This window comes from Pontibacter chinhatensis, assembly GCF_900113285.1.
Taxonomy (GTDB): Bacteria; Bacteroidota; Bacteroidia; order Cytophagales; family Hymenobacteraceae; genus Pontibacter; species Pontibacter chinhatensis.
Genome location: NZ_FOOT01000004.1, coordinates 512,887 through 524,886 on the forward strand (window position 1 = coordinate 512,887; position 12,000 = coordinate 524,886).

General features: G+C 51.1%; 9 protein-coding genes. 6 read left to right on the forward strand and 3 right to left on the reverse strand.

Annotation, left to right across the window (positions count from 1 at the left end):
• Positions 1-31: 31 nt before the first annotated feature.
• The 3 genes from BM040_RS14395 to BM040_RS14405 form a co-directional block, all read right to left on the reverse strand.
• Positions 32-388, reverse strand: coding sequence for a four helix bundle protein (locus BM040_RS14395; protein ID WP_092102816.1), 357 nt, complete (start codon positions 386-388; stop codon positions 32-34).
• Between the two features lie 127 nt (positions 389-515).
• A complete protein-coding gene (odhB, locus tag BM040_RS14400; protein ID WP_092102819.1) occupies positions 516-2,087 on the reverse strand; it encodes a 2-oxoglutarate dehydrogenase complex dihydrolipoyllysine-residue succinyltransferase in 1,572 nt (523 codons plus the stop codon).
• Positions 2,088-2,214: 127 nt separating this feature from the next.
• A complete protein-coding gene (locus BM040_RS14405; RefSeq protein ID WP_092102822.1) occupies positions 2,215-4,971 on the reverse strand; it encodes a 2-oxoglutarate dehydrogenase E1 component in 2,757 nt (918 codons plus the stop codon).
• Positions 4,972-5,525: 554 nt separating this feature from the next.
• Between BM040_RS14405 and BM040_RS14410 the strand changes: the two genes are divergently transcribed.
• The 6 genes from BM040_RS14410 to aspA all read left to right on the forward strand — a co-directional run bounded on the left by BM040_RS14410 (position 5,526) and on the right by aspA (position 11,521).
• Positions 5,526-5,822 carry a WYL domain-containing protein gene (locus tag BM040_RS14410; RefSeq protein WP_092102825.1) on the forward strand — a complete coding sequence of 99 codons (297 nt, stop codon included), beginning with the start codon at positions 5,526-5,528 and terminating at the stop codon, positions 5,820-5,822.
• A 130-nt stretch (positions 5,823-5,952) separates the two neighbouring features.
• Complete coding sequence (locus BM040_RS14415) at positions 5,953-6,423, forward strand: very short patch repair endonuclease (protein WP_262502461.1); 471 nt, start codon at positions 5,953-5,955, stop codon at positions 6,421-6,423.
• 68 nt (positions 6,424-6,491) lie between these two features.
• Positions 6,492-8,225: a M28 family metallopeptidase gene (locus BM040_RS14420; RefSeq protein ID WP_092102831.1), complete on the forward strand. Its 1,734-nt coding sequence runs from the start codon at positions 6,492-6,494 to the stop codon at positions 8,223-8,225.
• Between the two features lie 317 nt (positions 8,226-8,542).
• Positions 8,543-8,773, forward strand: a complete 231-nt coding sequence (locus tag BM040_RS14425; RefSeq protein ID WP_092102956.1) for a hypothetical protein — start codon at positions 8,543-8,545, stop codon at positions 8,771-8,773.
• Positions 8,774-8,909: 136 nt separating this feature from the next.
• Positions 8,910-10,079 carry a ribonuclease D gene (locus BM040_RS14430; protein WP_092102834.1) on the forward strand — a complete coding sequence of 390 codons (1,170 nt, stop codon included), beginning with the start codon at positions 8,910-8,912 and terminating at the stop codon, positions 10,077-10,079.
• A 32-nt stretch (positions 10,080-10,111) separates the two neighbouring features.
• Positions 10,112-11,521 carry an aspartate ammonia-lyase gene (aspA, locus tag BM040_RS14435; protein WP_092102837.1) on the forward strand — a complete coding sequence of 470 codons (1,410 nt, stop codon included), beginning with the start codon at positions 10,112-10,114 and terminating at the stop codon, positions 11,519-11,521.
• Positions 11,522-12,000 lie beyond the last annotated feature (479 nt).

Genomic DNA, 12,000 nt, shown 5'->3' on the forward strand with positions numbered 1-12,000 from the left:
TCTTAAATAGTTAAGAGTTAAAAGTTATGAGTTAAGAGTTGTTTCTTTTTGATGTAAGAATGATACTGCTTAACATCTTTTGCAACTCTACGCAATCCCTGTTTATACTTTCAAAGGCTGCGGTTTCTATTAATTCAACGGCATGAAGCAATCGTAGCCAATAGCTGGTTTCCCGTGCCTCTTTCAAGGCGATGTGTAGCTTATGTATGAAGTCGGATTTGGATTGAGCCGCAACAGCTTCTTCTGTATTAGCACCTATAGATGTACCGCTTCTTACCAGTTGCTTGGCAAGTATAAACTCCTGCTTGTGGTCTTTCAAGTACATGTATAGTCTTACAACCCTTATTGCAAACTGAAATGACTTCTGCGCTACAATGCTATCAGCCATGGTTATATATAGTTAAAAGTTTAGAGTTATGAGTTAAAAGTGGATTACGAAGATTTTATACTTTTATCCGAAACCACTCTTAACTCATAACTTTTAACTCTTAACTGCGCTTGTTGTGTAGGCGGCGTTAGACGCCAAGCAATAAGCGCATCGGATCTTCCAGCAGTTCCTTCACACGTACCAGGAAGCTTACCGACTCACGGCCATCGATGATGCGGTGGTCGTAAGAAAGGGCTAGGTACATCATCGGGCGGATCTCTACTTGGCCGTTAACGGCTACCGGGCGCTGCACGATGTTGTGCATACCAAGTATAGCCGACTGCGGCGCGTTGATGATAGGCGTAGACATCATGGAGCCGAACACACCACCGTTGGTGATGGTGAAGGTACCGCCTGTCATCTCCTCGATAGAAAGCTTGCCGTCACGGGCTTTTTTGGCCAGGCGCACCACTTCCTTCTCAATGCCGTCCAGCGACAGACCTTCCGCGTTGCGGATAACCGGCACCACCAGGCCCTTTGGAGAAGAAACGGCGATCGACACATCTACAAAATCATTAAAGACAATGTCGTTGCCATCGATCTGGGCGTTTACTGCCGGCCACTCCTGCAGCGCTACAGTACAAGCCTTCGTGAAGAACGACATAAAGCCCAGGCCAACGTCATGCTTCTCTTTGAACTTGTCTTTATACTTGGCGCGGATGTCCATAATAGGCTTCATGTCTACCTCGTTGAAGGTGGTGAGCATGGCCGTTTCGTTTTTCACCGTTACCAGTCGGCGGGCAACTGTTTTGCGCAGGGAGCTCATCTTCTCGCGGCGCTGGTTGCGGTCGCCGGTAGCGGCAGGCGCCTCGCTGGCGGCCGCTTGCTTAGGAGCAGCCGCAGCCGGTTTGGCAGCAGCTTTCTGCGCGTTCTGGGCATCCTCCTTCGTAATGCGACCGCCACGGCCAGAGCCCTGAACATCGGCAGGGTTTATACCTTTTTCAGCAAGGATTTTTCCGGCAGCCGGCGATGGAGTGCCGGAAGCGTATGTCTGCGCACCTGACGGAGCTGAAGCAGACTGGGCAGCCACGTGCTGTGTAGCGGCCTCCTGCTTGGCATTTGCCTGAGCATTAGCCTGAACCTGGCCTGCACCCGGTACGATGCGGCAAAGCAAGCCACCAATTTCTACCGTGTCGCCCTGCTGCGCCACGATTTGCAGGGTGCCGGCTGCCTCGGCTGGCAGCTCAAAGGTAGCCTTGTCAGACTCCAGTTCGGCAATAACTTCGTCCATCTCTACATGGTCGCCATCCTTTTTCAGCCAGCTGGCAATGGTTACCTCCGTGATGGACTCGCCTACGGTTGGCACTTTCATTTCCACGGTCTCGCCGGCGCCGCCTGTGGTGGCAGCGGGCGCAGCCCCTTGCGCCGCCGCTGGTGCAGCAGCTTGCTCAGCAGCAGGAGCCGATGGAGCGGATGCCGCAGCACCGTCCTGATCGATCTGGCAGATGACACCTCCTACTTCGATGGTGTCGCCTTCCTGTGCTACAATGCGTAAAATGCCTGCGGCTTCGGCTGGCAGTTCGAATGTGGCTTTGTCAGACTCGAGTTCCGCAATCACCTCATCCATCTCCACGCGGTCGCCGTCATTTTTTAGCCACTTGGCTATCGTTACCTCGGTGATGGACTCACCTACGGCAGGCACTTTAACTTCTAAGCTCATATTTTATCAGAATTATGAATTACAAATTTTGAATTACGAGTGATTAATGATTAATGACGAATGAGAAATGAATAATAAACTCACACACTCCACCCACCATCAATCATTAATCATTACTCATTATTAATTAGATAGCGAAAGCGCGCTCGATTAGCTCCTGCTGCTCTTTGGCGTGCACTTTCAGGTAACCGGTTGCCGGCGATGCACTGGCCTTACGAGCCACTACATCTTCCACGCCATGGCGCATGATGCGCAGGATGTACGTCCAGGCGCCCATGTTCTCCGGCTCTTCCTGCACCCAGTATACTTTCGCGTTTTTATACTTGCTCAGTTCGGCCTCCAGCTGCACCTTAGGGAACGGCGCCAGCTGCTCCAGGCGGATGATGGCCACATCCTGGCGGTTGTTCTTCTGCTGCTCTTCCATCAGGTCGAAGTATACTTTACCGGAGCACAGCAACACTTTCGTTACCGCCTCAGCCGAAGCATACGCATCACCTATTACTTCTCTGAAACCACCAGAGGTGAAGTCCTCCACCGGAGAAACAACAGCCGGGTGGCGCAGCAACGACTTAGGCGACATGTTGATAGCAGGCTTGCGGAATGGCAGGGCCAGCTGACGGCGCATGAAGTGGAATAGGTTGGCAGGTGTGGTGATGTAGGTCACAAACATGTTGTTCTCGGCTGCCAGCTGCAGGAAGCGCTCAGGACGGGCGTTGGAGTGCTCCGGTCCCTGGCCCTCGTAGCCATGCGGCAAGAGCATCACCAGTCCGTTCATACGCTGCCACTTAGACTCTGTGGAAGAGATAAACTGGTCAATCATCACCTGGGCACCGTTGGCAAAGTCACCGAACTGGGCTTCCCAGATTACGAGTGCGTTCGGGTTGGCCATCGCATAGCCAAACTCAAACCCAAGCACGCCATACTCCGAAAGCAGCGAGTTGTAGATCTCAAACGAAGCCTGCTCCTCGCTCATGTGGTTCAGGCTGTTGTAAGGCGCACTGGTGTTCGCGTCGCGCAGCACGGCATGGCGGTGCGAGAAGGTACCTCGCTGCACGTCCTGGCCGGAGAAACGAACGATTTTGCCTTCCAGCAGCACAGAGCCGTAAGCCAGTAACTCACCGGCGGCCCAGTTCAGCTGCTTGGTCTCGAAGAACATCTCCTTACGCTCCTTCAGCAGCTTCTCGATCTGCTTGAGCGGCTTAAAGCCTTGCGGCAATGTAGTAAGCGCTCTGCCCACGGTTTCTACCACCTCAGCAGATACTCCTGTCTCCGGAGACTGGTCGAAGTCTTCTGGCTTGGAACGACGCAGGCTCTGCCACTCCTTCTCCAGCACCTGGTAGTTGTATGGCAGCGGCTTTTGCTTCACCATGTCCAGACGGTCCTGCAGCAGGTTGCGGAACTCCTTGTCCATGCTCTGGGCCAGTTCTGCGTCTACCTCTCCGCGGGTGATCAACTGCTTGTTGTATACTTCGCGCGGGTTAGGGTGCTTCGAGATGATGTTGTACAGCTGCGGCTGCGTAAACTTCGGCTCATCAGACTCGTTGTGGCCATGGCGGCGGTAGCACACCATGTCGATGAAGATATCGTTGTTGTAGCGCTGGCGGTACTCCATGGCCATGCGCATGGCAAATACCACAGCCTCCGGATCGTCGCCGTTTACGTGCAGCACCGGCGCATCAATTATCTTAGCTACATCCGTGCTGTAGATAGACGAGCGGGCGTCTTCAAAGTCCGTCGTAAAACCAACCTGGTTGTTGATCACGAAGTGGATGGTGCCGCCGGTGTCATAACCACGCAGGTTTGCCATCTGGGTCACTTCGTAAACGATGCCCTGGCCAGCCACAGCAGCGTCGCCGTGTATCAGGATTGGCAACACCTTGTCGGGGTCTTTGCCATACATGCAGTCAATTTTGGCACGCACGAAGCCTTCTACCACCGGGTTTACCGCCTCCAGGTGCGATGGGTTCGGGGCCAGCTTCAGGTTTACCTTCTTGCCTGACGGTGTTTCCACCTCAGAAGAGAAGCCCATGTGGTATTTCACGTCGCCATCACCCATCGTCAGGTCCGGCACGGCAGTTCCCTCAAACTCAGAGAAAATCTGCTCATAGGTTTTGCCCATGATGTTGGCCAGCACGTTCAGGCGGCCGCGGTGCGCCATGCCTATGACCACTTCCTCCACGCCAAGCTCGGAGGCTTTGTCAATAGCGGCATCCAGGGCAGGGATGGTTGTTTCGCCACCCTCCAGCGAGAAGCGCTTCTGGCCCAGGAACTTCGTATGCAGGAAGTTCTCAAACACCACCGCCTCGTTTAGCTTGGAGAGGATGCGTTTTTTATACTCGATACCCGGATTAAAATTCAGGGAGTCGCGCTCAATCTTCTGCTTAAACCAGTCCAGCATCTCCGGGTCGCGGATGTACATGTACTCAAAGCCGATGGAGCCGGTATAGATTTTCTTCAGGGCCGCCTCAATATCGCGCAGCGTAGCCGGCCCGATACCGATGATTTCCCCTACCTGGAACACAGTATCCAGGTCGGCGTCTGTCAGTCCGAAGTCGGAAAGGTCAAGCCTTGCCTTACGGTCTTTGCGGGGCCTCACCGGGTTGGTGTTGGAGCGCAGGTGGCCGCGCGTGCGGTAGGCGTGGATCAGGTTGCGAACGGCAACCTCTTTCTCAGATTCACCGGCGGCAACTGCACCTTTTGCAGGGGCGGCAGCAAGGCCTTCGGCAGCTTCATGGCCGTTTTCACCATAGGCTGTTGAAAACTCATAGCCCTCGAAAAATTTGCGCCATCCAAAATCAACCGATTCCGGATCCTGCTGATAAGACTTGTACAGCCCCTCGATGTAATCGCCATGCGCGTTGGCGATGTAAGTATATTTATCCATAGTATAGAACTACTGCATGTGTTACCGGCAAAGTTAGAGGTATTCTCGAAAAATCAAATAACATGGATTCGCATTAGCAAATATGCCTAGTCTTCAATACAAAAACCTCTAATAGCATACCCTATTTATGCTGTTGCGGTTACTTGTATACTAGGGTTTAACTCATAATTACTAAGTATGTTTAAAGTAGGTGGCCCTACACCAGCAGTCTGTGGATATACTTGGATCTGATGGACAGAGGTTGATACGGCTGTAAAGGCTCAGTTTTATACTTTAATCGCTGGCTTTCCTCTATTTATATTTTTAGTGTAGCAAGCTGAAGTATAACAGCTGTGCCAGGATCATATTATGAGCCTCATCGCGCCAAGCATAAAAGTTCAACTATAATATGGATAAGTTATAGTTACTTATAGGCCGTCTGTTTCCTGTTACTACGGTAAATATAGCTGCACCTTTATAGCAGTAAAGTAGTTCATGCTGCAATAACCTTCTGCTTACGGGCACGAGGCCGGTCAACAATGCAGACATTATCGGTCCTATAACCTGAGGGAAATATGTATAGCTATCTGCTGGAAGAACTATCGAAGGCAATCGGGGCAAGGCTCCTGGTAAGCTTCGAATATGAGGGGGAGTCCCATGTGGTGGAGCCGCATTTGCTGGGGCAGAATAAGCAGAACGAGTCGTGCTTGCTTGCGTGGCGCCTGACCAGGGCCGGGCAGCAGCAGGGGTGGCGATGTTATCTGCTGAGCGACATGCAGCACGCAAAGCTTCTTGATGAGCGATTCAACAAAAAGCGCCCTGGCTACGACCCTTACGACAACACCATGACTCGTATTTACTACCGTATCTGATACAGACTTTCCCGCGTACGCCTCTCCAAGTTATGAAGACCGCCTGCTGACAGGCCGAGTAATGTTATCTGGAAGTATAAAACTAAGTTAAAATCATTGGTGTTATGCCTGTGCATCAACTGGTGTAGCATTGCTAAAGAAAAGAAAGTACAGGAAACCCCAGGCTCCCCTTACAGCACAGGAAAGGGTGAGCCGCTATATGCGGGGAAACAAGTCCAGGAACACACTGCCTGAGCTAAGGCTCCGGAAAGCACTTTGGGCCGCTGGCCTACGCGGCTACCGGGTGCACTGGCCAAAGGCGCCGGGCAAGCCAGATATCTGCTACCCCTCCCGCCGCCTGGCTATTTTTGTGCATGGGTGCTTCTGGCACCGCTGCCCTTACTGCTTGCCCGCCCTCCCCAAAACCAACACCGTTTTCTGGCAAAGTAAGTTCAAGGCAAACCTGGCCCGCGATGCAAAGTATAAGCACATGTACCGCGAAGCAGGTTGGCAGCGCCTGGTGGTTTGGGAGTGCCAGCTAAAGCAGGGCCAGCAAAGTATAGTCGCCCTGATCCGCGAGCTGCACAGCGGCGTGCCCGCCAGTTGGGAATTAGCGGCTTGAGAAGTATAAACCAATAGAAAGTATAGAATTTTCTTTAACTTCAGGGGACACTAATCTATACTTTCACTATGAAGAGACATATCCCGATCCTGGGCCTTCTCGGGCTGCTGGCCATGGGCTGTAACGAGAGCTCGAGGCAGGTGAGTGAAGCGGAACAGGAAGCCGCCACCGCCGACAGCACCAACCTGCAACCTGCGCTGCAAAGCATCACCGCTGAGAGCCTGCTGGCCCATACCACCACCCTTTCCTCTGATGCATTCGAAGGCCGTGCTCCCGGCTCTGTAGGGGAGGATTCCACGGTAGCGTACCTGACCCGCCACTTTAAGCAGCTGGGCCTGCAGCCCGGCAACCCCGACGGCACCTATGTGCAGAATGTACCCATGTTCGGCTACACCCCTAGCCCGAAGGCCACTATTACGGCTAATGGCAAAAATATCCCGCTCAGTTTCCCGAATGACTACGTAGCCCTTACCCGCCGCTATGTGGAGAGCGTGGACTTGAACAACTCTGACATGGTGTTCGTGGGTTATGGGGTGGTGGCTCCGGAGTATGGCTGGGACGACTATAAAGGCCTGGATGTGAAAGGCAAAACCATTGTAATGCTGGTAAACGACCCGCCTGTGGAAGACCCGCAAACCCCTGGGCAGCTGGATAGCACCATGTTTGGCGGCAAAGCCATGACCTACTATGGCCGCTGGACCTATAAGTATGAAATAGCCGCAGAGAAAGGCGCCGCTGCTGCCATCATCATCCACGAAACCGGCCCGGCAGGATATCCTTACGAGGTCATCTCCGGCAGCCACAGCCGCGAAGGGGTCGAGATCATCACCCCCGATAAAAACATGAACCGCGCTGAGGTGGAGGCCTGGATAACAGAGCCGAAGGCCCGTGAGCTGTTCACCGTCCTGGGCAATAATTTCGATGCGCTGAAGGAAGCAGCCAAGAAGAAAGACTTCAAACCGGTTCCGCTGAAGGCCACCGCCAGCTTTAACATCAAAAACAAGCTACGTGAGGTGCAATCGCAGAACGTGATAGCCAAGCTGGAGGGCTCTGACCCGAAACTGAAGGATGAGTATGTGATCTACACTGCGCACTGGGACCACCTTGGCAAAGACCCTAACCTGCAGGGCGACCAGATTTATAACGGCGCGCAGGATAACGCTACAGGTACCGCTGCCCTGCTCGAGCTGGCGAAGGCGTTCAGCCAAATGAAAACCAAGCCTAAGCGTTCTATACTTTTCCTAGCGGTGACAGCTGAGGAGAAGGGCCTCTTGGGTTCTAAATACTATGCCAGCAGCAATCCGCTGTACCCACTGGCGAAAACGGTTGCCGTTATCAACATGGATGTGCTGAACGCCTATGGCCCAACTGAAGATGTAGTGGTGGTTGGCTTTGGCAACTCTACCCTGGAGGATGTGCTCGCAGAAGAGGCCAAATCCCAGAACCGCCGCATTGTGCCGGAAGCTAATCCAGAGGTTGGCTCTTTCTACCGCTCTGACCACTTTGAGTTTGCCAAGCAAGGCGTGCCTGCGCTGTATGCCAGCTCTGGCGTGATAGCCCGCAACCAGCCGGCGGATTACGTGAAAAAATGGAAGGAGAATTATACTACCAACGATTACCACAAACCTTCTGACGAGGTGCGCGATGACTGGAACCTGGAAGGTGCGGTAGAAGACCTGCAACTATTCCTGCGTGTGGGCTACCGTGTGGCAAACACAGAAGCCTTCCCTGAGTGGAAAGAGGGCACTGAGTTTAAGGCTAAGCGCGAAGAAACTCTTTCCAGGGCAGCTTCCTCTAACTAAGCCTCAGAACACTATTATACTTTCTAGCCCGCTGCCTGTAGCAGCGGGCTTATTTTTTGCTGCGTCCTGTCGTCTTATACTTTCTACCGTAGTTCACCACTGCCGTAACGCAATCAGTGCAGTTAAACATATCATCAATAAAGTTATATTTACACTTGTGATGTGCATTTCCTATAGCAGCCATCCACTCTGTTTTCATGTCTATTAACCCACTAATCTGAGCCGTCTACTTTAAAATAGTCTACTTTATACTTTGTATAGGGTTACTTGCTTTTGCCTTTCGTATTAATAAGTACAAAATCAACGATGTAATGATTATGAAAAAGATATTGAAATTCGCTTTTGCCGCCTTTGCAGTTGTTGCTTTTACGGCATGCGGCACCGACAATAATACTACAACAGAGTCAGACACAGTTGAGACTACGGACGAAACTGTGGATACTGATATGGATATGGATGAGGACACCACCATTGTTGTAGAAGACACTACCGTTAACGACGGGGTGGCTGACGAGATCAAGGAAGAGCAGCCTCCTGTTCAGCAATAACACATAAAGTATAAAGGTATGAAAAAGCCCCTGCCCCACGGTAGGGGCTTTTTTTGTGCCCCGCCACAATGGCTTGCATGCCTAAAAAGAAACCTGCAGTAAAGTATAATGTGCCTTAACCTTCCTATATTTAGGAATGGAAAATACAACGCTGATTTTTGATGGCGTAACCATAAAACTGATTGAGCAACAGGAGCAGTTGGCGGAGGTGGTAAACCTGCTCAGCCAGAATAAAGAGCTTGCCCTGGATCTGGAGTTTGATCAGAATAGGTTCACCTATGGGTTTAATCTCTGCCTTGTCCAGATTGCCGATGAAAACGGTGTCTGCTATATCATTGATCCGTTTGCCGTGCAGAACCTGCAGCCGCTATTCGAGCTGTTCGGGAACAAGGACATCACTAAGATCATCCATCACTCCAACAACGACATCCTGCTGCTGGATAAAATGGGGTGCCGTATTCAGAACGTGATGGACACCGATGTGGCGGCAAAAATACTCAACTATGAGCGCTCATCGCTGGCTACGGTTCTAAAGGAGGAGTTTCAGATTGACATCGATAAGTCGCAACAGTCCAGCAACTGGAACAAGCGCCCTTTATCAGAGGCGCAGCTGCAGTATGCCGCTATCGATGTTATCTACCTGCACCGTATCAAAGCGAAGCTGCTAAACGAGATAGAGCAGTTAGGCCGCCTGCACTGGCTACAGGAAGAGAATGAGTTGTTGGAGTCGCTCACCTACTCTGAGCCTGAGAACCCACACCTGAGGTTACGCAACGCCAACCGGCTCAACTACTACCAACAGTACATTCTTAAAAACCTGTATACTTTCAGGGAACAGATGGGCAAGCAGTTTAATAAGCCGGCCCCTTTCGTTATCTCCAATGATGCGCTAGTCGAATTAGCCAATAACCCGAATACTGATATTCATGAGTGGCTGAATCATACCCGTGGTATACATGGAGGGTTGAAGCGGCCCCGGAATGAAAAACTGCTGAGGGATACCATCAAGGACGCCCAGAAAGAGGCAAAAGCCAACCACATCAGCCACGATTACCCGGAAAGCCGCTGGCAGCGACCGCTGCGCACTCCGGAAACCGAGCAACGCCGGGATGACCTGATTGCTGTTCAAAAGCGAGTTGTGGAAAAGTATGGTGAGTATGCAGCTCGTCTTATCATTACCCAAAGTGTTATCAATGACTATAGCTTTACCGGCGAGTTAAGATGCACAAAGAGGTACGCCACTGCTATTTTGCTGCAAACAGCACAGGAGGTGGGCGTAGGTCTGCCACCCCCAAGACTTGAATAGTTACATTCTAAATAAACCAATTTTCTTTACTTATGAGCGAGTTCAGGACTGAGCACGACTTTTTGGGAGAGATGGAAATCCCGAACGAAGTATACTACGGCATTCAAACAGCACGTGCCCTAGACAACTTCCATATTACAGGCATCCCTATTTCCATGGAGCCACTTCTGATTAAGGCTTTTGGCTATGTTAAAAAAGCCGCTGCCCTGGCAAACCGCGACTGCGGCGTACTTCAGCCTGAAATTGCTGACGCTATCTGCAAAGCCTGCGATAAACTGATAGCCGGAGAATATCTAGATCAATTTGTTACTGATATGATTCAGGGCGGCGCAGGAACCTCTGTTAACATGAATGCTAACGAGGTTATAGCTAACATCGCTCTGGAGATTCTTGGCCATAAGAAAGGGGACTACCAGTATGTGCACCCTAACAACCACGTAAACTTCTCTCAGTCTACTAATGATGCCTATCCTACCGCTTTCCGTCTGGCACTATATCGTAAAATTGAAAACTTTATAGAGAGCCTGGAGGCTCTGCAGGCTGCCTTTGCACAGAAGGGAGAGGAGTTCAAGAATGTGCTCAAAATGGGCCGCACCCAACTGCAGGATGCCGTACCTATGACGCTGGGTGCAGAGTTCAAAGGCTTTTCCACTACCATCAAAGAGGATATACAGCGCCTGAACGAGGCAAAAGCACTTATCTGCGAAATTAACATGGGCGCAACGGCCATCGGTACGTCGATAAATGCGCCCGAGGGTTATCCTCAAATCGTAACAGAGCACCTACGCACTATTACCGGAATTCCTGTTGTCCTTGCCGAAGACCTGATAGAGGCAACTTGTGACACCGGTGCCTATGTCCAGGTATCTGGCGTCCTGAAGCGTTCGGCTATCAAGATATCCAAAATTTGTAATGACCTCCGGTTGCTTTCTTCTGGCCCAAGAGCAGGTATAAATGAAATTAACCTGCCACGCATGCAGCCAGGCTCCTCTATCATGCCAGGCAAGGTAAACCCGGTAATTCCAGAGGTGGTAAACCAAACTGCCCACTATGTTATCGGATGTGACATAACAGTAACAATGGCTGCTGAAGCAGGGCAACTTCAACTAAACGTAATGGAGCCGGTGATTGCCTTTAGCCTCTTCAGCTCTTTCACTTATATGGAGAATGCCTGCTACACGCTTACCAACAAATGCGTGACAGGTATAACTGCGAACGAAGAGATATGTGCTAACATGGTTATGAACAGCATAGGCATCGTTACGTCTCTGAATCCTATCCTTGGTTACGAAGAAGCCTCCTCGATTGCTAAGGAAGCCTTAGCTACAGGTAAATCCATACACCAGATTACAGTGGTAGAGCGTAAGCTTATAACGCAGCAAAAATGGGAGGAGATTTTCTCCATTGAGAACCTGATCAACCCGAAGTTCATCAACAGCTAGAGAGCTTTACATAATACGGGGTACTAGCTCCCTGTCTTAGGAGTATCATAAGAAGAAAGAGCGCCTTGAGGATATTAGGGCGCTCTTTCTTTTTATAGATGAAGGTTACTTTCCTTTTAGGTGAGTCCAACACAAATTAGACTCAGCATCTTATTTTATTAGCATCACCAGTAATTAAGTATCTGCTAACTTTATGATAGGAATCCTCTTCTTCCCCCCTTCCCCGGGTGAGTGTAAAGCAGTTCATGGGGAGCATGATTATGGAGGAGCCATGCTACTGACTTTGCTCCGATAGTATTTACAGGAGGTTTCTATGGTAGAAACATTAGCGATAGGGCTTTACCCTTCCGCAGGGGCACAAAAAAAGGGGCAGCGGACGTTTGTCTGCTGCCCCTTGTGTGTTGGGGTTGGCGGCCACCTACTCTCCCGGGGGTGAACCCAGTACCATCGGCGCTCCCGGGCTTAACGGCTCTGTTCGG